This is a genomic window from Rhizobium leguminosarum bv. trifolii WSM2297, assembly GCF_000271845.1.
This window is the reverse complement of record NZ_JH719393.1, coordinates 646,978-668,562: the sequence shown is the minus strand read 5'-3', so window position 1 is coordinate 668,562 and position 21,585 is coordinate 646,978. Positions and strand designations below refer to the sequence as shown.

The 21,585-nt window shown below is 59.6% G+C and carries 19 protein-coding genes and 1 pseudogene; 11 read left to right on the top strand and 9 right to left on the bottom strand.

All coding sequences use genetic code 11. The features are described 5' to 3' along the window. The first annotated feature begins 27 nt into the window (after positions 1–27). The 5 genes from RLEG4DRAFT_RS06910 to RLEG4DRAFT_RS06890 all read left to right on the top strand — a co-directional run bounded on the left by RLEG4DRAFT_RS06910 (position 28) and on the right by RLEG4DRAFT_RS06890 (position 6,015). Complete coding sequence (locus RLEG4DRAFT_RS06910; RefSeq protein WP_003576378.1) at positions 28–1,320, top strand: ABC transporter substrate-binding protein; 1,293 nt, start codon at positions 28–30, stop codon at positions 1,318–1,320. Positions 1,321–1,412: 92 nt separating this feature from the next. Continuing rightward, positions 1,413–2,351 (top strand): carbohydrate ABC transporter permease, encoded by a 939-nt coding sequence (locus tag RLEG4DRAFT_RS06905; protein ID WP_003576373.1) that lies wholly within the window; start codon positions 1,413–1,415, stop codon positions 2,349–2,351. After that, complete coding sequence (locus RLEG4DRAFT_RS06900) at positions 2,344–3,237, top strand: carbohydrate ABC transporter permease (RefSeq protein ID WP_003576371.1); 894 nt, start codon at positions 2,344–2,346, stop codon at positions 3,235–3,237. Before RLEG4DRAFT_RS06905 ends, RLEG4DRAFT_RS06900 begins: the two co-directional genes overlap by 8 nt. A gap of 4 nt (positions 3,238–3,241) precedes the next feature. Then, a complete protein-coding gene (locus RLEG4DRAFT_RS06895; protein ID WP_003576370.1) occupies positions 3,242–4,951 on the top strand; it encodes a GH32 C-terminal domain-containing protein in 1,710 nt (569 codons plus the stop codon). 20 nt (positions 4,952–4,971) lie between these two features. Continuing rightward, on the top strand, positions 4,972–6,015 hold the full coding sequence (locus tag RLEG4DRAFT_RS06890) for an ABC transporter ATP-binding protein (protein ID WP_003576367.1): 1,044 nt from the start codon (positions 4,972–4,974) through the stop codon (positions 6,013–6,015). A 210-nt stretch (positions 6,016–6,225) separates the two neighbouring features. Here RLEG4DRAFT_RS06890 and RLEG4DRAFT_RS06885 read toward each other — a convergent pair whose 3' ends face one another. Then, entirely contained in the window at positions 6,226–7,299 is a 1,074-nt protein-coding gene (locus tag RLEG4DRAFT_RS06885; protein WP_003576364.1) for a saccharopine dehydrogenase family protein, read from the bottom strand. Positions 7,300–7,402: 103 nt separating this feature from the next. Between RLEG4DRAFT_RS06885 and RLEG4DRAFT_RS06880 the strand changes: the two genes are divergently transcribed. Then, positions 7,403–7,999 carry a TetR/AcrR family transcriptional regulator gene (locus RLEG4DRAFT_RS06880; RefSeq protein ID WP_003576362.1) on the top strand — a complete coding sequence of 199 codons (597 nt, stop codon included), beginning with the start codon at positions 7,403–7,405 and terminating at the stop codon, positions 7,997–7,999. 243 nt (positions 8,000–8,242) lie between these two features. Here the strand turns inward: RLEG4DRAFT_RS06880 and RLEG4DRAFT_RS06875 are convergent, their stop codons facing one another. The 3 genes from RLEG4DRAFT_RS06875 to RLEG4DRAFT_RS06865 form a co-directional block, all read right to left on the bottom strand. Beyond that, on the bottom strand, positions 8,243–10,237 hold the full coding sequence (locus tag RLEG4DRAFT_RS06875) for a glycosyltransferase (protein ID WP_003576361.1): 1,995 nt from the start codon (positions 10,235–10,237) through the stop codon (positions 8,243–8,245). Next, positions 10,219–11,451, bottom strand: a complete 1,233-nt coding sequence (locus tag RLEG4DRAFT_RS06870) for an HlyD family secretion protein (protein WP_003576360.1) — start codon at positions 11,449–11,451, stop codon at positions 10,219–10,221. Before RLEG4DRAFT_RS06870 ends, RLEG4DRAFT_RS06875 begins: the two co-directional genes overlap by 19 nt. A gap of 448 nt (positions 11,452–11,899) precedes the next feature. Further along, entirely contained in the window at positions 11,900–12,100 is a 201-nt protein-coding gene (locus RLEG4DRAFT_RS06865; protein WP_003576359.1) for a hypothetical protein, read from the bottom strand. 609 nt (positions 12,101–12,709) lie between these two features. Here RLEG4DRAFT_RS06865 and RLEG4DRAFT_RS06860 point away from each other — a divergent pair. The 4 genes and pseudogenes from RLEG4DRAFT_RS06860 (at position 12,710) to RLEG4DRAFT_RS06845 (ending at position 16,454) form a co-directional block, all read left to right on the top strand. After that, positions 12,710–13,855, top strand: a complete 1,146-nt coding sequence (locus RLEG4DRAFT_RS06860; protein WP_037093321.1) for a helix-turn-helix transcriptional regulator — start codon at positions 12,710–12,712, stop codon at positions 13,853–13,855. Positions 13,856–14,331: 476 nt separating this feature from the next. Then, a complete protein-coding gene (locus RLEG4DRAFT_RS06855) occupies positions 14,332–14,559 on the top strand; it encodes a hypothetical protein (RefSeq protein WP_037093319.1) in 228 nt (75 codons plus the stop codon). Between the two features lie 124 nt (positions 14,560–14,683). After that, a complete protein-coding gene (locus RLEG4DRAFT_RS06850; RefSeq protein WP_003576357.1) occupies positions 14,684–15,778 on the top strand; it encodes a nucleotidyltransferase family protein in 1,095 nt (364 codons plus the stop codon). Between the two features lie 300 nt (positions 15,779–16,078). Continuing rightward, positions 16,079–16,454 (top strand): annotated as a pseudogene (locus RLEG4DRAFT_RS06845) (VOC family protein). Between the two features lie 355 nt (positions 16,455–16,809). On the opposite strand, the gene RLEG4DRAFT_RS06840 reads toward RLEG4DRAFT_RS06845, so the two are convergent. The 5 genes from RLEG4DRAFT_RS06840 to RLEG4DRAFT_RS06820 form a co-directional block, all read right to left on the bottom strand. Beyond that, on the bottom strand, positions 16,810–17,442 hold the full coding sequence (locus tag RLEG4DRAFT_RS06840; protein ID WP_003576355.1) for a class I SAM-dependent methyltransferase: 633 nt from the start codon (positions 17,440–17,442) through the stop codon (positions 16,810–16,812). Positions 17,443–17,547: 105 nt separating this feature from the next. After that, positions 17,548–17,961: a nuclear transport factor 2 family protein gene (locus RLEG4DRAFT_RS06835; protein ID WP_003576354.1), complete on the bottom strand. Its 414-nt coding sequence runs from the start codon at positions 17,959–17,961 to the stop codon at positions 17,548–17,550. Positions 17,962–18,010: 49 nt separating this feature from the next. Further along, positions 18,011–18,613 carry an NADPH-dependent F420 reductase gene (locus RLEG4DRAFT_RS06830; RefSeq protein ID WP_003576353.1) on the bottom strand — a complete coding sequence of 201 codons (603 nt, stop codon included), beginning with the start codon at positions 18,611–18,613 and terminating at the stop codon, positions 18,011–18,013. A 31-nt stretch (positions 18,614–18,644) separates the two neighbouring features. Continuing rightward, complete coding sequence (locus RLEG4DRAFT_RS06825) at positions 18,645–19,397, bottom strand: SDR family NAD(P)-dependent oxidoreductase (RefSeq protein WP_003576352.1); 753 nt, start codon at positions 19,395–19,397, stop codon at positions 18,645–18,647. A gap of 50 nt (positions 19,398–19,447) precedes the next feature. Continuing rightward, the gene (locus tag RLEG4DRAFT_RS06820) at positions 19,448–20,182 is read right to left on the bottom strand and encodes an SDR family NAD(P)-dependent oxidoreductase (protein ID WP_003576351.1); all 735 of its coding nucleotides are present in this window, start codon (positions 20,180–20,182) and stop codon (positions 19,448–19,450) included. 218 nt (positions 20,183–20,400) lie between these two features. On the opposite strand from RLEG4DRAFT_RS06820, the gene RLEG4DRAFT_RS06815 reads away from it, so the two are divergent. Then, complete coding sequence (locus RLEG4DRAFT_RS06815) at positions 20,401–21,327, top strand: LysR family transcriptional regulator (protein WP_003576350.1); 927 nt, start codon at positions 20,401–20,403, stop codon at positions 21,325–21,327. The last annotated feature ends 258 nt before the right edge of the window (positions 21,328–21,585 follow it).

The following is a 21,585-nucleotide window of genomic DNA, read 5'->3' as shown; positions in this document are numbered from 1 at the left end:
GGCCCATTCAATTGAGGAGGAATTCCAATGGGTAATCGTTTACTTTGGTCGCTTATCCTGTCTTCGGCCCTATCTGCCCCATGGGCTGATGCAGCCGAGAAGACCACAATCCAGGTCATGCATCAGGGCGATCCCGGCTTTGTCGCCGCCTATGGCAAGGTCGCCGAACGGTTCGAGGCGGCCAATCCCGATGTCGACGTGCAGTTCATCTACGCGCCGCACGATGCCTATAACGAGAAGTTCAGCGCCGCCGTGATGGCCAAGCAACTACCCGATGTCATGGAACTCGATGCGCCGTTCCTCGCCAATTACGTCTGGTCGGGCTATCTTCAGCCGATCAAGCCGCTGATCGACAAAGACCTCCTCGACGACATGACGGCGTCTAACATCGCCCAGGGCACATACCCGATCGACAAGGACCTTTATGCAATCGGCCTGACCGACTCGTCGGTGGTTCTTTACGGCAACAAGAAATATCTCGAAGCGATCGGCGCCCGCATCCCGAAATCCGTCGACGATGCCTGGACCCGGGAGGAGTTCGAAACCTATCTCGAGAAGCTGTCGAAGCTCGACGGCGTAAAGTGGCCGATCGACACCTTCCGCGGCTACGGCATCAAGACGGAGTGGATCACCTATGCCTATAGTCCGATCCTGCAATCGGCCGGCTGCGATCTGATCGATCGCAAGGCCTGGAAATCCGAGGGCACGCTCGACAGCGACTCCTGCGTCGATGCTCTCACCATGATGCAGAAATGGGTCAAGAACGGCTGGGTCGTCCCGCAGTCGGCCGGAACCAACCAGTTCTTCGCCGAAGGCAATCCCGCAGCGCTGGCCCTCGGCGGCCACTGGGTCTATGCCGAGGCCGCCGCGACCATGAAGGACAACATCGTCGTGCTGCCGCTTCCGAAGTTCGGCGCCAGGGCCGCGAGCCCCAATGGCACCTGGATCTGGGCGATGACCAAGACGTCGAAACATCCCGATATCGCGGCCAAATTCATCAGCTTCCTGCTGAAGGACAAGGAGTATCGGGCTTATGTCGCGAGCCAGTCGGGATATCCCGGCCTGAAGAGTTTCGCGGCCGAATCTCCGCTCTATGCAAATGGCGGCCCGATGGCGATCGCCTTCGAACAGGCGTCGAAGACGGCCGTCTCGCGCCCGCCGCATCCAGCCTATCCGACAATCACCTCGGCCTTCATGCAGGCCGTCGACGAGGCTTTCAACGGTGGCGATCCCAAGGAGGCGCTGACGTCAGCCGCCAAGAAGATCGATGAGGATATCGAGGACAATGACGGATATCCGCCGTTCGGCGACGAGCAATAAGCGCATCGCTGCCGACAGGTCGAACCCCTGCGATGTCTCCGGCAGACATCGCAGGGCGGGACCGGCATCCGCGCTTGGAAAGGAGGAACTGCATGGTCATGCAACAATCGACATCTTCGACATCCGTCCGAAAGGCTCCGGCGCGCCGGCATGACAAGGGGCGGCTGATGCAGGAAGCGGCCATGCTCGCGCCGGCCGTGATCCTGTTGACCCTCTTTCTCATCCTGCCGTTTCTCTTGTCCTTCTGGACGGCGATGACCAACCAGCCTCTGGTGCCGCGGCCGACGCCCGTCCGCTTCGTTTGGTTTAACAATTTCATTCGCATCTTCCAGGACGATCTTTTCTGGACCGCCCTTTGGAACGTCTCGCGCTTCACCTTCTGGATCATTCCGGCGCAGTGCGGCCTGGCTTTCGCAACAGCGCTCCTGCTGCATCAGAAGCTGCCGTTCCGCAATCTGCTGCGCGGCATGTTCTTCCTGCCGGCGATCACCTCGATGGTCGTGGTCTGCGTCATCTGGGGCACCCTGTTCCAGTATCCGACGGGACCGTTCAACCAGATCCTCGGCTTTCTCTCCGGCGGAGCGATCCAGCCGATCGATTGGCTCGGCGATCCGCAATGGGCGATGTTCTCGCTCGTCCTGCTCTCGGCCTGGCAGGCCTACGGTTTTCAGATGATCGTCTACCTCGCCGGCCTTCAGGGCATTCCGGACGAACTATACGATGCCGCCAAGATCGACGGTGCAAACGCTTTCCGCCGCTTCTGGCATGTGACCATGCCCGGCCTGCGGCCGACCCATGTCTTCGTGCTGGTGATCACGACCATCCAGGCGTTCAAGCTCTATACCCAGCTCGCCATCCTCACGCAGGGCGGCCCGAAGAGCAGCACCGAAACGGTGGTGCACTACATGGTCCGTTCCGGCTTCGAAGAGCAGAAGATGGGCTATGCCTCCGCCGTTTCGGTCATCCTGTTCGTGATCGTTCTCGTCATCGCGCTGATCCAGCGCCAGCTCCTGAGGCGTTTCGATGTCTGATATCGCACTCTCGATCCCGCAGGCCCGCACGGCGCGGCCCCGTTCCGCCGCAACGGTTCTCCGCATCATCCAGACGATATGCATTTTCATCATCGCATTGGTGATCGTCTCTCCATTGCTGCTCCTGGTCGTGGCAAGCCTCAAGGATGACCGGTTCCAGATTCTGGCCGATATGGGCAGCTTCCGGGCCTTCTGGGTGTCGAACCCGACGCTTTCCAACTATGCCGAGGTCGGCCACCTCTCAGGCGAACTCGCCTTCGGACGCTACCTCATCAACTCGCTGATCATCCTGGTCACAACGGTTTGTTCCGGCCTGATTGTGAATTCGATGGCCGCGTTTGTCCTGGCCTGGGGATCGTTCAAGGGCCGTGCCGTCATCCTGTCGATCGTAATCGCGCTCTATGTGATCCCGCAGGAAAGCATCATCATGCCGCTGGTGATCATGGTTTCCCGGGCGGGAATAACCGACACCTTCGCGGTGCAGATCGTGCCCTGGGTCGCCAGCCCCCTCTATATCTTCCTGTTCTACCAGTTCTTCGCGCAGCTGCCGAAAGAATTGCTGGAGGCGGCCGAGATCGATGGCGCATCCTTTTTCCGGGTCTATCGCTCCATCTTCCTGCCGCTCAGCCTGCCCGCGCTCGCCACCGTGTCGATCCTCATGGGTATCGAGACCTGGAACCAGTATCTCTGGCCGATCCTCGTCACGCAGACCGATTATGCCCGGCCGATCGCGGTGGCCATCGCCACCTTCTTCGGACAGGACAGCATCTACTGGGATCGTGCGATGGCAGCCTCCGTTTTGATGATGATCCCGATCCTGGGACTCTACCTCGCATTCCAGCGCTGGTTCGTGAGTTCCTTTATCGGCTCTGCCGTGAAAGGTTGAATTGATGACAAGCCAAGCGATTTCTCCGTCCGATGAAGGCGGGCTGGAGACGATCAGCGCCGTCCTGCCCGAGGGGTCGACGATCCATGCCTGGATCAAGGCGTCGCACGGCGCCGCGGGAAGGCTGACGGCACATGTCGACGGCGACCCAGCCGGTGCTGTCGAAACTTCTAATCCGCATGAATTCGAATTTCGGTTGCTGACGCTGGAAAAAGGCGGAGAGGCTGCCTTCTCCTACGATCCCGTTACGACCGAAATATCGGTCCTTTATGCCTTTCTCCCGCCCCGCGTTCTCGAGGAAGGCATCCGGCTGCTTTATGTCCGCCCTTCCAATGCTACCCCCGAAGTTCCGGGCGGTTATCACTTCCGCCCACCTTTCGGCTGGATGAACGATCCCAACGGGTTCGGGCGTTTCGGCGGCAAGCTGCACCTCTTCTACCAGCATTATCCCCATAGCCTTCGCTGGAACAACATGCATTGGGGTCATGCAGTCTCGGACGATTATCTTCGCTGGACGCATCTCCCGATCTTTCTTCCGCCTTCGGATGAACTCGCCGCGCGGGCCGATGGACGCGGCGGGGCATTTTCCGGCTCGGCGATCGCGCTCGATGATACCGGAATTCGCATCTTTTTCACCGAGCATATGAAGGACCGGGAACCGGAGGAGCAGGTTCAGTTCACGGCCACCAGCCGCGATCTTGTCAATGTCGAGCCGGCAAGCCTGATCCTGCCGGCGCGTCCCGAAGGGCTCGGCCTGACGACCGACTTCCGCGACCCTTACGTCTTTTCAGGCCCTGACGGCAAATGGAAGATGTTGCTGGGCACGCGGGACCGCGAGGGTGGAGTCATCCTGCTCTACGAAACGGATGACCCGATTGCAGCGACGGGATGGACGTTCCTCGGCATACTTCACCGCGAAAACCGCTTCGGGATGACGGCGGCGGAGTGCCCCTGCATGGTGCCGCTCGACGGTCCGGCAGCTGACCCGGCGACGCGCTGGGCCCTGATCTTCGGTCTTCTCACAAGCCGCGACCCGGCAACCGGCCGGCGCAACATGACGCTTGCGACAGTCGGACGTTTCGATGGCCAAAAGTTCTCCGTAGAATTTGAACAGGAACTGGATTTCGGCACGGATGCCTACGCGTTCCAGGCCTTCGTCGACGATACCGGCCCGGTCGGCATCGCATGGCTTGCGAACTGGACGGATATTTCCAGAGAGATCGACATGCCGACGGCGATGACCCTGCCGCGCCGGCTGGCATTGCAAAGCGGGGCACTGATCACCCCGCCGGTCGCCGCTGCGGAAAGCCTGCGGCGGCACCGACTGGATGTCGGAGGCCTTCTGGAAGGCCAAGCTGTCTCTCTCGCCAACGGCTCCGTCGAAATCCTGCTGACGCTGAAGGAAGCCGGCAACGCGTTCCGTTTGGAATTCGAACATTCCGAAGCAACTGTTGCGGTTCAGTTGGACGATGATGGGCTGAGCATTCCCTTTTCGGTGGCGAATGCCAAGACATCCCCCCGCTATATCGCCGCCGGCGCACGCCCCTCGACCATCCGGATATTCCTCGATGCGGGCTCGATCGAAGTCTTCGCCGACGATGGCCGCTGGACGGGAACCAAGCGGCTGCCCGGCTTCAAGGGCGTAAGCTCGGTGCGACTGACCGCGCCCGAGGGCAATATGCTCGCCGCCGAAATCTGGCAGCTCGGTCTTTAATTTCTGGAGGATGAAACGACATGGCATCGGTGACGATAGACAAAGCCCGCAAGCATTATGGTGCCGTTCCGGTGATCCACGGCGTCTCCGTCGATATCGAGGACGGCGAATTCGTCACGCTCGTCGGCCCCTCGGGCTGCGGCAAGTCTACGCTGCTCAGAATGCTCGCAGGGCTGGAGGAGATCAGCGACGGCGAAATCCGCATTGGCGGCCGGGTCATGAACGACGTGGCGCCGGAGGAGCGGGATATCGCCATGGTCTTCCAGAGCTACGCGCTCTATCCGCACATGACCGTTGCGGAGAATATGGGCTTCGCTCTGAAGCTCCAGGGGCGGAACAAGTCGACGATCGAAAAGCAGGTGAGGGAGGCGGCCGACATCCTGGCGCTCGGACCTCTCCTCGACAGATTGCCCAAACAGCTGTCGGGCGGCCAGCGCCAGCGCGTCGCCATGGGCCGCGCAATCGTCCGTCACCCGCAGGTCTTTCTCTTCGACGAGCCGCTCTCGAATCTCGACGCCAAGCTGCGTGTAACGATGCGGGCGGAAATCAAGGAGCTTCATCAGCGGCTGAAGACCACCACCGTCTATGTCACCCATGATCAGATCGAAGCCATGACCATGGCCGACAAAATCGTCGTGATGCGCAGCGGCCGCGTCGAGCAGATCGGCAAGCCGCTCGAGCTCTTCGACCGGCCGGCAAACACCTTCGTCGCCTCTTTCATCGGCTCGCCCGCCATGAACCTGTTCGAAGGCAAGGTCAGCGGCGGCAGCTTCGTTTTGGACGGAACCAACCTGCCTCTGCCGCCCGGTCAGCAAAAGGCGGACGCCGTCACCTATGGCATCCGCCCCGAGCATATGGTGATCCGCGAGGACGGCGTGCCGGCTACCATCGTCGTTGTCGAGCCGACCGGATCGGAAACCCACATCAACGCCAGGCTCGGGAACGCTGATATCAGCCTGCTTCTGCGGGAACGGGTCGAATTGGAACCGGGACAACAAATCTCGATCGCCCCTGACCTGTCGAAGGTGCATTTGTTTGGAACAGGCGGCAACCGCCTAAATTAAGATCGATGCCCTATGAATCGATGCCCTATGATCGCCTTGAGTGGCGTGCCGATTGTGAGTGTCGCAGAGGTCCCTCGCAAAATGCCCGACTTTTGCGAGGGACGTCTTCCACACAGATTGTTCTGGACGATTAAAGTGGGTGGTTTCGCGGGGAGTTGTGCAGCAACAGGCTCTCAAATTACGCTGGAGACTTGAGGTCCCTCACGCCATTTATGGATGGACCTTCTGAAAATCCGGGGTTTCCGATGTCTCGATCGACAGATTGGGGCCGAGCGCGTCCAGGAAACTCGCGGCATGGAAGATGGCAGCCGGTGGCTTTGCCCCGGTATCGCGGATGTCACCGGACAGGATACGCTGGACCGCTTCGCAAATGATCGGCGCGGTAACGGCATAGATGTCCTGCCCCTGGGCGAGACTCCGGCGGCGCAGGTTGCCTTGCGTGACGATCACCTCAACGGCGAAGCGCTGCGCCGAACGTCCGGTTTCATCGATGGCTTGGGGCGGGGGCGTCGATGGATCCCGAACATCCCGTAGGGCTATCGCGCTGAGAAAGCTGTGCAGCTCCTTGGTCCTGACATGGCGGGCGATCAGCGGCACTTCTGAAAATGGGAGCTCGACGAATGTCTGCCGGCCGAACGGGGCCGGCAAAACGGAAACTTTCTCGGCCGGCGGCTGGTGCACGGGCCCAAGCTGGCCGCCGCTGACCGCCAGGCGCTTTGCGGTGTTCTTTTCCCCGGTCACGCGCGTGCCTTTCGTGGGCAGCCAACTGTCGAGCGCAATTCGGATTTCGACAGTGTCGGCGTGTTGCCATTCGTCCATCAGGGCAGCCACCAGCAGGTCGGCCAGTCCGCCGTAAAATCCCATGGCCGGGATGACGGCTACGCCGGCTTTCCGAGCCGCAGCCTCGTGCCGCTCGAACGTCGCCTGTACGCTTGGCTGTTCGGCCGTTACGTCGAGATAATGGATGCCGGCCCGCAACGCCGCACGCACGACCGCGTCGGCCGTGTCCATGAACGGGCCGGCGCAGTTGATGACCGCTGCCGCACCAGTGAGTGCCCGGTCCAGCGCCGCGTCATCCTCTATCGCTGCTTCCCGGCATTCGACGCCGCGTTCCGCAAAGCCCGCCTCCGCCAAACGTTCGGCACTCCGTCCGATCGCAATCGGCTTCAGCCCGCGCCGCAACAGTTCAGCGACGACAAAACGGCCGGTATGGCCATTCACGCCAAGCACCGCCACGGACGCGGGTGGTGTTCTGATAGTGTCGGCTTGTTGGGTGGTGGTCATTGCTCTCTCCATCGATACAGACCTGTCTGTACTCAATAAAACATACAGGTCTGTAGCGTGTCAACCAACTTTCTGCTAGGATGACTGAATTGGAGATACACAAATGACGAAAAGCACAGCGAACGCACCCGCGCCGGCCGTGAACGAGGTGCGGGACAGAATTCTCGAGACGGCGTCGGAGCTCTTCTACCGGCGCGGCGTGCGTGCCGTCGGCGTCGATCTGGTGGTTGAAAAATCCGGCGTCGCCAAAACCAGCCTTTACCGGCATTTCGGCACAAAGGACGATTTGATCGCGGCCTTCCTGAAGCGCGAGGACCTGGACTTCTGGAGCACCTGGGACCAGGTAACCGAACAGCACGCGGACGACGCCGGGGCCGAACTCGACGCCCATTTCGAGTGGATCGGCGAGCGGGTCGGGCGGGATAATTACCGTGGCTGCCCGCAGATCAACACGGCTGCCGAGTTTCCCGAAGCCGGTCACCCCGCCCGCAAAGTCGCCGAAGCCCACATGCGCGAAATGCGGCGGCGTCTGCAGATCATCGCCGGGAGACTGGCGGTTGCAGCGCCCGACCGGCTTGCCGGCCAACTCGCGGTGCTGATCAACGGCGCCTTTGTCAGCATGCAGGTCTTCGAACCCGGCGAAGCAACGGGTTTGCTCCGCGATGCCGCTCACGCCCTGATCGCCGCCAGCCGCAATTGATTCACTTGAGGCACAGTTCCCAGAGTTGGGAAATGGATCAATGGAACTGGCCACGCATCGGGATCGAGAGTTTCCGACATTCGTCGATTTGTGCTCAGCCAAAATTTGTACCGCAATATTTCCTGTCGGCGCTTTTGCGAGCACAAGGCTTTCGCAACAACGGGCCGCGGGTTCGGATCCCTTCAAGGCGATCAAGCGAGGTCAACTTTGTCAAAGACGCGACGAACTCTCGCGTGAGCCGGGCTACAAGGTGCGCGTTCGCCCGAATGACCGCAACAACAGATTAAGAGAGACGGCAACCTTGTCGATGTCGCGAATATCCCGCGAATATTGACCGGTGTAGAGTTTGACAATCATGCTGTCGCGAGCAGCGCCGCTGAGTTCGAAATACAGATGCAGGTAATAGGCTTGCTTGTCGCCGCTGCGACTTACGCTCCTTCCTCGCTGAGTGACCTGTCCGAGCTCCGCTTTGAACGGGGCGAAGCCGGGGAGTTTCAGCATGACCGATTTGGATTGAAATCGGGCCATGGTGGGGACTGCAACGACGGCCTTGTCCAGTGCCAGGCTGACGATTTGGCCGGAGACATCGTCGACGACGGCGGGCTCATCGAGCTTGAACGCATGAAACAGGCGCCGGGGTTTCTCAAAGCAGATGAGCGACGCGATGAGCAGGACGACGATATTGATACCTGACCACCAGGCCGCGACCGGCGAAAACTGGCCTTGTACATGCGACGTTTCCGGTACGACGTTGACCAGCAGACCAAGGACGGTGATCGTGACTACGCTTGCGATCCAGGTAAAGCTGTAGCGGTCGAACTGGTTCGACTCATTGCCGCTGCCCTTTGGCGTCACCCTGAACGCCTTGCCGAATGGCCTCACCAGGCTGGAGACCACGGTCGGCAACATGCGGAATGTCGCAAAGGTCCCGACGGCGCTGGAAATCACAGGCAAATAGCGGGTCGGCGTGATCCACAGCATCAGTAGAAAATACGCCGCCAGCAACGGCACCTGATGAGAGACATAATCGGCTATATCAGTGAAATAGAGCGGGAGCAGGCCGAACCAAAGATAGACGATGGGGACGAGCAATATCGTGAAGCGGACCAGGTACTGCACCAGCCATGATGCCGGCAGGAACATGATCCGTTGAAAGAGCGTCAATCCCGGGCCGCGCAGCGGGCCATTATACAGGTAAAGGGTTTGAATACCCCCCTGACACCACCGTTCACGCTGCACAAAATATCCGGTCAGGTTTTCGGCGGCCAGTCCCATCGATAGCCGCTCGTTCAGATAGCGCGTCTTGTAGCCTTTGTTGAGCATCGAAAGAGTTGTCAGCAGGTCTTCTGTGATCGACTCCGTCGGAAACCCGCCGATCGCGTCGACGGCCTTGCGGCGGGCAATCGAGCATGACCCGCAGCAGAAACTGACGTCCCAGGCATCCCGGCTGGGCGCGATCTCGTCGAAGAACAAGCGCTGCTCGTCCGGCCAGATATTCTCCAGGCCAAGGTTTGATTGCACCGGATCGACATTGAAGAAATGTTGAGGCGTCTGGACGATGCCGATGCTGTCATCGCCAAAGAAGGGCAGCGTCCGGCGAAGGAAATGTCGATAGGGAACAAAATCGGCGTCGAAGATCGCAATAAACTCGCCCGAGCTGACTTTCAGCCCATTGTTCATATTGCCTGCTTTGGCATGGCTGTTGTCGCCGCGCGTGACGTGGATGACGTTCTTTTCCTCGCAATAGGCCTTCAGCCAATCTCGGCGTTGATCGTCAAGCACATACACATTCAATTTGTCGGCAGGATAATCCAGCGCGCGGGCGCCGATGATGGTTCGCTCGAGCACGTCGAGCGGCTCATTATAGGTGGGAATGAAAACATCGACAGTCGGCAGCTCACGCTGCTCCCGCGCAAAGAAAACGCGCGCCAGCCTGTCCGCTTCTGCGCTGCGGTCGACGTAGCGGCTCATCAATACCAGAAAAAGGATGACTTCGACGCACGCCAGAATCTCGACGATGAAGAGGATCCAGACCCAGTAGAAACTCGCACCGCCGTCGGGATAGGGAAGCACTGTCTCGGTCAAACGCCAGAACATGTATCGCAGTGCGACTGCTGCGACAAACGCGCAGGTCACCGCCCGTGTCCAGGTGTGAAGGCGCGACCAATTGAACGGCCCCAGGAAGAAGAAGGCCAAAACGACAAAGGTCGGAACCAGCGCTACAAGATACTGAACCACAGGCTTTTGACCCAGTTGGATACGTTGATGCCGTGTTTGGAAAACCGTACCTGCACTGTACGTCCGACCTGGCAGGAGTTCGCAAAGTCGTCGTTCATGAAGGATGGATCGAGGCGAACCCGAATGCGGGCATTGCGTTGTGTCGACGGCGGCAAACTGGCGGCAAAGGAATCGGCCTCGACCGAAGCCGAACTGCCTCTGACGGCCACGACCGTACCTTGGAAGACATCGCTGCGGCCGAACAAGCGCACCTGAGCGACGAGTCCTGGATAAATCTCGTCATAGTTGACCTCAGGGACCAGGATATCCACGAACAGCTCTCGACAGTCGAGAAGGCGCATCAGTTCGTCGTTCAGCACGACGTTGGAACCGTTGACGATACTCCTGGTCCAAACAACGCCGTCGAACGGCGCCATTGCAGTTGCGGATTCAAGGCTGCTGACGCGGCCTGCCTCTTTGACCAGCTGCTTTTGAACTTCGGTCGCTCGTGTCTCGTTTTCCGCGATGCGCGAGTTCAAGTCATTGATGCGAACGACCACCTCGTCTTCACGCTGTCGCGAATAAGGCACGTCATTCTGTCCGTCGCCGAAAACAAAGATACCCTGGCGGACCGCATTGAGCCTTTGTTGCAATTGATCGACAGTCAGATTGCTGATTTCGACCTCGCCGCCGGTCGCAGCGCCGGCAGCACGCGCGGCCTCAACCAGCTTCTGCGTCAGAATGCCTTTTGACTCGAGCTGCATCCGGCGGCTCAGGTCGACCTGGGCGACCAGATCCTGCGCTTGCGACACTTCGACTTTTTTCCGCAGGATTTCGACTTCGCTTTCGAGATTGGCAATGGTGGTCTGCCTGTAGACTTCCAATCTGGCAGACAATTCCTCGCGAAGCGTGGAGAGCTCCTCCCGTTCTTTTTTCAGCGCCGCGACGCGGTCGAGCGCCGTATTGCGATCCGCCTCGAGCGAAGCGAGGATTGCGTGGTTGACGCGGGTATTTCTGATTTGAGCCAGCGATTGTCCCGCTTTGACCGGGCTGCCGACCTTGAGGGGGTCTTCCGCAATCGTGCCGTCAATCGGCGCATTAACGACGGCAAACCGCGCATTGACCGTGCCATCAAGGCTCGTAAAGCCGGTGATCGTCGGCAATGAGATGACAGTCACGAGTGCCAGCAGCAGCAAGCCGACAACGATGCGCGTGATGCGGTGGTTCCAGATCATGTTGGCATCCGACGATATCGCTTCTGCAGCCATCCGTCCCTATCGAGCCGGCACAAACGGATGCAACTCATTCTGGTAATTTAGCGCATCGAAAATTAGTAGACAAGTGATGGTCGTAAAGCTGAGGCAGAAACAAAGTTCGGATGTGGAGGAACCGCCGCGGACGGGAGGCTTGGCATCGTATCGATGCGGCGCAGGGAATATGGTCAAGCCATCTCCGGCGCGGCGCCTGAGGTGATGGGTGATGGGTGATGGGGGTGATGATGGCGTGGGAAATCACTGCGCCGCGCCCGACAGTGCTGCCATCTCATTCAGTCAGAAATGGCATAATTCCACGCGATCTTTTTTCTAGAGCGGTTCAGGTTTTCACGGAAGCGCCGAACCGCTCTAACTTTGTTTTTTCGCAATCCCGGACGGAAAACCGCTTCGCACTTTTCCTGGAATTGCTCTAATGCGGTCGAAGCCTTTTGGTCGCGATCAGCATGACGAGATCTTCGGAGGCATCTGCGAGCTCCAATGCCAGTTCCGCAGCCGTCCATCCACGTTTCTGCAAACTGACGAGCATTTCCACCATCGCGACTTCGACCTCTCGTCTGCAGATCGAAATCGGCTTCAATTCGTTATGTTTCTCATCACATGCGGTGGTCATCGTAGCCTCCGTTCTGCCATAGCAATGGGCAGCGTCAATTCGCCAATGGGTGGATATGGTAAGGGTTGCGTGCAAGCCTCGGCCTTATTACGCATCGACACAGGCGGCCTTAGCCTGCGCGCAACCCCTTCGCGTCCTTATTTGCCGATGTCCGGCCTCAGGAGCGTCTCGCATGAAGTTGAGCAGAGGAAACCCGCCGAATTCCTGTCGTAAGCCGACGCTCGCACAAAGCGCGCACGAATATTGCTCCGATAGTTCACGACCTATCCTCCTCTGCTTGCATATTTTGTTGTGATTATTGTCGTTTCACGTTGAGAGTGCTTTGAAACTGCCTGGCACTGGCAAGTGAGTATTTGGGCTTTCCGAACGTCCTTCGGGGAACTAACCCGTGCTCATTTAGATACAGGAACAGGACGCTATTGTCGTTATCGCCGCATCCCGAAAATTATCGGTCCGTCCATTTCTGCTCGTAATGGAATATGATAAGTAACTTATGCACGTAAGGCTTCAGTCGATTCGGTGTTATCGGATGGCTCGCGGACGTTTCAGCCGCGAAGTCGGTTTTTTGCTGTCAACAGCCCGGATCGGCTTATGCGCTGGGGGAATTGGATGGTTACGGAGTCTGGAGATGACCCCGCTGCTGGACGGGAATGGCCGGCCCACCTGGAGCGGCGGCGCTGGCCGCGCGAACCGTCCACGCAGAAAGAACACCGGGTGGACGTTCCGCCTGCATTGGTGCCCTTGCGATTTTCGACGCGAGACCTGCCGCCGAAAGAACAATTCCAGTCCTGGCGATCACACATGGCGCCGCTTATGGATGTCCATCTGCCGGACGGACAATCAGAGGACGACGGTTTTCTCGCAGAACAGACCGGCTGGCATCTCGGCGATATCCTCATCGTCCAGCAGCGCGCGCAGGCATGCAGCTATATCCGCGATCAGGCCATGCTGCGATCGAGCCCAATCGATCACTGGAACGTTGGCGTATTTCGCAGCGGCCGGGCCTGGACCGAGGCCAATCGCCATGTAACGGAGACCGGCCCGGGGGAGATATTTTTCAGGTCTCTAGGTTCTCCGTACCGTGGGCGGATGACCGATTCAGCCGCGGTGCTCGTCTTCCTGCCCTATGAACTGTTGACCCGTGATGCGGGTCTTCTGCAAAACGCCCACAACATCGCCCTCTCAGGCAGCCTCGCCGAATTGCTCGTCAGCTATATCGACGGCCTGGAAGCGAACCTGGGCAATTTGACGGTGGAGGAGGCGCCGCGGATCATACGGACGATCAGCGATATGGTCGTTGCATGCGCTGCATCGTCGGCAAGTTTGGATCGCGGTCAGGAACAGACCACTATGGGGCTCATGGAGCGGGCGCATCGCTATATTCACCTCAATCTTCATTCAGACAGCCTGACGCCTGATGTCATCTGCCGTGCGCTGGGCATCTCGCGAACCCGGCTCTACCAATTGTTTGAAACGAGCGGGGGCGTCTTCAACTACATTCGCAAACGTCGATTGCTGCAGGCATATGCGGATCTTACCAAGCCGACCGACAACAGGCCGATCTCGGAGATTGCCGAGGCCGCTGGCTTCGACGTTGCAGCCAATTTCACGCGCGCGTTCAGCCATGAATTCGGGCTCAGCCCGCGTGAAGTCAGAAAGACCATAGCAATTGAGCGCCCCGCCATCCCCGCAACACGTTCCATGCGGCGTTTTGGGACAACGATCGGCGATTGGCTAACAACGCTCGCACGTTGATGCGGTGGGCTAAGCTTTCTTCAACTCAGTCTGAGATCCACCCCAGGATACACTTCGGTCAGATGATGCATCGCCTTGCAAGGCAGGCGAGGCGGAACTCAAGGCATTCTTGAAGGTGAGTCCAGCCCCAGGAACCAGGCCCGAGGACATGCTGGAGTCATCTGCGCGAGACCCCGCCCGGTATTGGAACGATCGGGCAGCTTGATCATTTCAGCCGGTTCCCATGAACTCCGAGGCGGTCTCTCGGTAGCCGACCGGCGAGGGCGACTCGAGGTGTCGCGAGTCTCGGATTTAGTGGTCCGGCGTAAGGCGGTGAACCAGGGATCGTAGACGCGGCGCTCTTCGACGGAAGGGACGAGATGGAGAACGAGCCGCGATGATAGCAGTTTCTCCGTGGCGCATATCGATTAGTAAGACAGCTAGCCTTTTGAGGAATGCTTGGTGTCGCAATCGCAAACACTCAATGCCGGTTACGTATGCCGCACGAGGGAAAGGGCTCCATCTCCATCGATCTTGCCGGTGTTGAGTTACGCCTTCTGTTGGAGCGCGTCACCGATCACACCTTGCCGCGCGACCTCTCAGGCAAGATACCGATTGACGAACTCGGATTGCAGGATGGGCACGAACATCCGCTTTTCCTGACGGCAAGGCAGCGCGATCATTCCCGTGTCTGGACGTCGCCGATGTTCGTGACAGTCCGGTAGCTGAGACACACTGGTCAACTTGGGTGCGCCCCGCAAATACCAAGGCGATATAGCTAGCATCTTGTGACCTACCTTCTCGGCCGTTATACTGTTTTTGAAAAACAGTATAACACCGAGTCGGGTTTTGAAGTCCATCGACCTCATGTATCAGACGATGCTCGCCGAGCTAGGTCAGCGCTCGCTCGACGCCGCTTGGACGGCCGATTTCTCTCCGGAAGGTCGGTTCACCCCGGCGAAGATTAAAGGGCGCAAATATTGGTACTTCGACATCCCGGATGGACATGGTGGTACGAAGCGTCGTTATGTCGGTTCTGCTGATGATCCGGATATCACGCAGCGCGTAGCTAATCATAAGCGGGACAAGGACGATCTACGCGCTCGCAGACGCTTGGTAAATACCCTGACCCGCGAAGGCGGGATGATCGCCCCTGACGCCATGTCTGGCGACGTCGTCGAGGCACTTGCCGATGGCGGTCTTTTTCGGCTACGGGGTGTTCTGATCGGCACGGTTGCCTTTCAGTGCTATTCAGGACTTCTGGGCGTCCGCCTTCCCATGGCTGCTATCCTGACGGGGGATGCGGACATCGCCCAGGACTATGCCATCAGTCGAGAGGTTGAAGACAGTCTGCCTCCGATCATTGAGCTGCTGCAGGGCGTCGACGCCAGCTTCCGGCCAGTTCCACATCGATCGGGATCCGCGGCCTCGTCGGCGTTTCAGAATGCCGACGGCTACAGGGTTGAATTCCTGACGTCGAACCGTGGTTCGGATGACTACATTGACCAGCCGGCGAAGATGCCCGCCCTTGGTGGTGCCAGCGCCGATCCACTACGCTTTCTCGACTTCCTCATAAGGGAACCCGTCAGGACAATGCTGCTTCACCGAAGCGGTGTCCCAGTCGTCGTCCCTGATCCATCGCGGTATGCGGTCCACAAGCTCATAGTCGCCAGCCGCCGACACACCGACGGGCAGGAGTCCGCGAAGCGAGAGAAGGATGTTCGTCAAGCTGCGCTGCTCTTTGAAGCCTTGCAGCAGACAAGGCGATCTGCCGACTTGGCGCTCGTCTACAAGGAAGCATGGGAGCGCGGACCTGCGTGGCAAGAAGGTATTCGAACCGGGGCGGGAATGCTGCCGGCTCAAGATGCCGAGCGGTTCAACACGGTCCTGATCGAGGGGGCAAAGAAAAACCGTGAAGACATCGAGCTCCCGTTTGAGGAATAGGTATTCTGCTATTCGAAGAGTTGATTTAATTTATAAATGTGAAGACAAATATGGTGCCTGGAGTTCGAGTCCGCGCAAGACCACGCATCCGCTCCCGCGTCCCGCGCTGAAACTTGCTGCGATCTCAACGACAGGTTTGCGCCAATGCGGGACATTGCGGCCGGCGCGAAGCGCCCTAGTCTGCGATGTGCAAAAGTCCGGAAAACAAGTGCGACTTTAATCGTGAGTTTTGCTGCTGCCCCATAGCTAGATTAGGTTAGCCTTGGTGGGATCCATTGGGTATTTTTCTGGAGATGAAGCATGTTCACTCACGTCATGATTGGAAGCAACGATTTGGAGCGAGCCAGAAGCTTCTACGACGCCACATTCGCTGCATTGGGGGGGCAATCTCGGCGAGATGGATGCGCGAGGCAGGCTGATCTATGCCCACGACGGCGGTCGGCTGATGATTACCCAACCGATCGACGGCAAACCTGCAACCGCGGCTAACGGCGGGACTATCGGTATAGCCGTCGCGAGCCGCGACCATGTTCTCGCGTGGCATGCCGCCGGTACAGCGCATGGCGGCACGGCAATCGAGAGCCCGCCCGCAGAGCGTCCGAACGGGTCATTTGTCGCATACCTTCGCGATCCTGACGGAAATAAATTGACCGCGCGGTCTCAGCCGACGAGATGAAACAGCGTCATTCAGTGCTTGGTGGCCATAGTGATCGATGCTCAAGCGGCAAATAGGCTTGGGAATGTCTGCTTCGGGCGGACCTCGTCATGGCGGCATCGGGCTCCTAGCGGTCATCGAGCCACCGGTCGCCGTTGCTGCAAAAGCGGACACGACGCGGTGAAAACATGTCGCGCGTTTCTCGAATCGACCTCGAACGGCCGCGAAGGGCCCGAATGCGGCTTTAGGCCGAGGTCTCTTTCGCGCCCCCAAGCTTGACCTTTGCAGGCTCTCCAGCGAGTTCCGAACGCAAACGTTGCCGCAGACTGGCGCAGTTGAGCAGTATCCCGACGTCCTCGGGTGGTCGACTTGAGCTTCAGGGCTTCACAAACCGATATGCGAAGCGATCGGTCTCGCCCTTGATTAAGGGATCAAAGACCTTGATCGCGTGTGGATCGTTCCTGTTCGCGAGCAGGGTGCTTTCCCCATCCAGTACGAAGCCGGCATCCTCTACCTCCTCGCGCACGGAGGCAGGGTCGATGCGATGCAGTGACTGGGCATCACCTGTGCCGGCTCCGGCGGCGGCGGCGTGATCGACGATGACGTAGAATCCACCGGGCTTCAGCCGCTCGTAGACAGCTCGATTGAAGTCGGCCGCCGTCGCGCCCTTGGCCCGCATCAGCGCGGTGTGGAGATCGTGGTAGAACAGGTGCAGCCACAGGACATCAGCTGGCTGAGTGACGTCCGGCATTGCCACGAGGTCCGCTGAGACGGCTTCGACGTTTTCCAGGCCTGGCTCTTGCGCGAGCGTTCGCATGAGGCCGACCGGATCGTTCTTGAAGTGCGCGACTTCGGCCGGCACGAAGCTGGTGACTTGACCTTCGGGTCCGACGATGTCGGAGAACAGGCGCGTCCAGTCGCCGTCGCCTGGGTAAACGTCGATGACGGTGGCACCCGCATCAATGCGTGCGAACCGGATTAACTCGGATAGTTTGGATTGGTCGTACATCGGATCTCCTTTACGGTTGGGTATTTGACGAGCGCGCGGCACGCGAGACGGCGATCCGCGGCTCATTCACCTTCGGCGAAAGCTGATGGTTGCAGAAGACTTGCGCTACGTGGGCCCGGAAGCGTCCATCTGCGAGGCCCGGGCCAGCGCTTGCGTGTCGACATATTCCCGGATGCTGGCCAGTCTGCCGTCCCGGACCGTGATGGAAAAGATCCAGTCGTCCTCGAACGGCTTGTTCGTGATTTTGACCTTCCCGCTGGCGAAGCCGACGACGAGAACCCGGTCTCCTTGTGCGACAAACTCCCGGGGCTCCGTGGAGGTTTCCATCGACCTGGATGCCGTCTCCAGCAAATCTGCCAGCCCCGCGTGCCCCCGGTAGGTGCCGGCCAGCGGCCAGTCCTTGCCCGGAATGATCCACTCGAAATCTTCCGCGACCAGCGCCAGCAGAGCCTCCTTGTCGCCCCGGCCGATCGCAGTGAAGAAGTCCTTCACGGTCTGGATGTTTTTTTCAATACTCATGGGAACGTCTCCATCCGTACATCGTGGTCCTGTCGGCGGGGCTGTCGTTTTATCCGTCGAACTTGACCAGATTCTTGAAGATCAGATGACCCCAGCTCTTTCCGCGCGCCTGGACCAGCAGGCCGCCCTCCGACAGCCCGCCAAGCTTGATCGGCGCGAAGCCGAGATTTTCCGCGAGCGCGCCAATCTCGTCTGCGGCAGCGTCGTCGTCGCTCGCCAGGAACACAACTCGCCTGCCGCCATGCGCGGCTGGATCTTGGGCAAGGGAGGCGGCGATCAAATGGTTGAAGCCCTTGACCAGCCTTGCGCCAGAAAAGGCTTGCGCGACGGCCTTGGAAGAAGGCTGTTCTCCCAGCTCCTCAGGGGGCACGCCGTAGGCATTGGTCACATCGATGATGATCTTGCCATCCCAGTTGGAGAGCGCCCTTGCGACATCCGGGTGCGCCTCGAAGCGGACAGCCAAAAAGATGACGTCCGCCTTGACGGCCTCCGCCAGGGTTTTGGCTATGACCTTGGGCCCGATCGCGGCCGCATCAGCTGCAAAGCTTTCCGGGTCCCGCCTGGTTGCGACAGATACTTCGATGCCCTTGCGGGAAAACGCTTTGGCCAAAGCTCGGCCGATATTGCCTAAGCCAATAATTGCATAGCTCATAATGCTTCTCCGATCCTGTGTTGGCGCCGGTTCAGACCTGCGCCCAACCACCATCGACGGCGAGATCTATACCGGTGACGTAGGAGCTTTCATCGGAGGCAAGGAACGTGAGTGCAGCTGCGATTTCCTCTGGCTTGCCCCTGCGGCCCATTGGGATCTGTGACGCAAACTGGGCGACCGCCTCCTCGGCTTGCTCAGCGGTGAGGCCGGTCGTTGTCGCCAAGGCGGGAGTCTCGATCGCGCCGGGGCTCATCGTGTTGACGCGGATATTGCGATCCTTCAGCTCCTGGGTCCAGGACCGCGAGAAGCTGCGAACAGCCGCCTTGCTTGCTGCGTAGGCGCTGAACGCTGGCAGCCCCATCACATTCGAGACCGACGAGTTCAGAATGATCGAACCGCCGTCCTTGAAGAGAGGAAGGGCCTTCTGCACCGTAAAGAACAGACCCTTCACGTTCACATCGAAGGTCTGGTCAAAATGGGCCTCAGTCGCTGCCGCGAGCGGCGCGACCGTGCCTGCACCCGCGTTTGCGAAGAGAATGTCGATGTGACCATGTTTCTCCTTCACGGTGGCATAGAGCCGGTCCAGGTCTTCCAGGCGCGAGACGTCGCCCACTACTGTTGTCACGTTTTTCCCGATAAGGGCCGCGGCCTCTTGTAAGACTTTCTCGCGTCGCCCAATGATCACGACCTGCGCACTTTCTTCCACGAAACGCTTGGCTGTGGCCAAGCCAATCCCGCTGCTTCCGCCCGTGATGACGGCGATTTTACCTTCGAGTGGTTTCATAATATTTTGTCCTTCGTTGTGTGTGAGCTAGGCACGGAGCCGTGCCGGGGTCAGAGTTGGGCCAGGCCGCCATCGACGGCGACTTCGCTGGCGGTCATGAAGCTGCTGTCGTCCGACGCGAGGAAGGCGGCAGCCGCCGCGATCTCCGCCGGATCTGCCATGCGCTGGAGCGGAGTCATCGCGCCGTAGGCCTTCTGGCCGTCCTCTCCGAGCGCTTCCTTTGCAAGTTCTGTCGCCGTCGCGCCGGGCGACAGCACGTTGACCCGGATGCCTGTGCCCTTCAGGTCCTCCGCCCAGGTGCGCGCGAGATTGCGCACTGCCGCCTTGCTGGCGCTGTAGGCGGTGAAACCGGCGGCACCCGTGGTGCCGGCGCTCGATCCGGTGAGGATGATCGAACCGCCTGGACCCATCAGCGGCAACGCCTTCTGGACTGTGAAGATCGTGCCCTTCACATTGGTGTCGAAAGTATCTTGGATATGCTTAGCGGTGATCTGGCCGAGAGGAAGCGGGCTCCCGGCCCCGGCATTGGCGAAGATGACGTCAAGCGTTCCGCGCTCGGCATTCACCGCCGCGTAGAGCCGATCAAGGTCGTCCTCATCTGAGACCGAGCCCTTCACCGCGCGGGCGTTGGGGCCGAGCTCGGCCACAGCCGCATCGAGTGCTTGCTGCCGACGGCCGTAGATGAAGACGAAGGCACCCTCCTCGATGAAGCGCCTTGCAGCGGCGAGGCCGATACCGGTGGCGCCGCCCGTGATCACGGCGGTCTTTCCATTCAGTCTGGTCATGTCATGCATTCCTTGTGTCGCGTCTCGGGTCATCGCTTTGCGGAGACACCCTCCGATAGCCTCGATATGGGTTCGCCGGCGCCAGGCGGTGAGTGCGCAATCGCGCGTATCCGTGGTGCGAAAACGATCCACCTACGTGATTGAACGCAGCGACGATCGCGCGCGATCCATGGTAGCCTGGTCTTCGGAAGCCGCCCCATGCGGCGCGGGAATGGACCATGATCGACTGGGATGACGTTCGCTACTTTCTTGCCGCCGCGCGTGGCGGCTCAGTGCGGGCTGCCGCTAAACGTCTGGCCGTGAACCACGCGACCGTGCTGCGGCGCATTGCCCAGCTCGAGGATCGCCTCGGGGCGCAGATGTTCGAAAAGCTACCTTCGGGCTACCGCCTGACGGCCGCGGGCGAGGAGGTTCTGGAGTTCGCGAACCAGATGGAAGCCTCGTCGCACCAACTGGAGACGCGCGTCCTCGGGCGCGATCAGAGCGTACGCGGGCTTCTGCGGGTGACGCTGCCCCCGTTCCTTGCGACACACCTGCTCATGCCGGATATCGCCGATTTTGCCCGTCTGCATCCGGACATCGAGATGGAGATCGTATCGACCGGCGAGGTCGTGAATCTGACCAACCGGGAGGCGGATGTGGCGATCCGGATGGTCTCCAATCGCAAGACCCTGCCGCTCAATCTTCATGGCCTGAAAGGTCCGGATCTGCTTGCGGGTGTTTATATGTCCCGCGATAGACTGGCGGCGTGGCGTGCGGGTGCGCCGGATCCAATCCGGCCCATCGTCATCGGCGGTCAGGCTCTTCCGGACTGGGTCGACCAAGGGGAGGTTCGCGCTACAGGGGTTCCGTTCAGGACGCCGGACGCCGATGCGCAGATCGATGCGGCAAGGCAAGGGATAGGCATGACCAAACTGCCCTGTTTCGTCGGAGATGCCGATCACCTGCTGGCGAAAGTCCCGGGCATCGATTTGAAATCACCTGCGACGATCTGGCTTCTCACGCAGGGGGAGACACGCAAGACGAAGCGCGTGCGGCTTTTCACAGAGTTCATTTCCTACCGGCTCGCCGCGTATGCTCCGCTCCTCGCCGGGCGGTCCATAGACGCGGCTGAACGTCCCGTGCCAACGCCACAAATGGGCTAGAGAAATTGCTGTTGGATTGGCTTCTCAAGGGGACAGGCTGCGGAGCGGCCGCTCTGCGTGAAATCGAAGCGCATTGCGGAGGGAGGATCGAAATAGCAACAACAGGATCATTGGTTCGATTCCCTCCAACAGCACGAAACGGCGGGGCCACGTCGGACTCGTACCGAGTGCTGCGAGTCTTTCTCGCAACACCTGAGCGGGAACTTTGATCTTGCACGGATTTGGTTGGATTAGAGCGTTTCAGTTGCGGTATCCGTA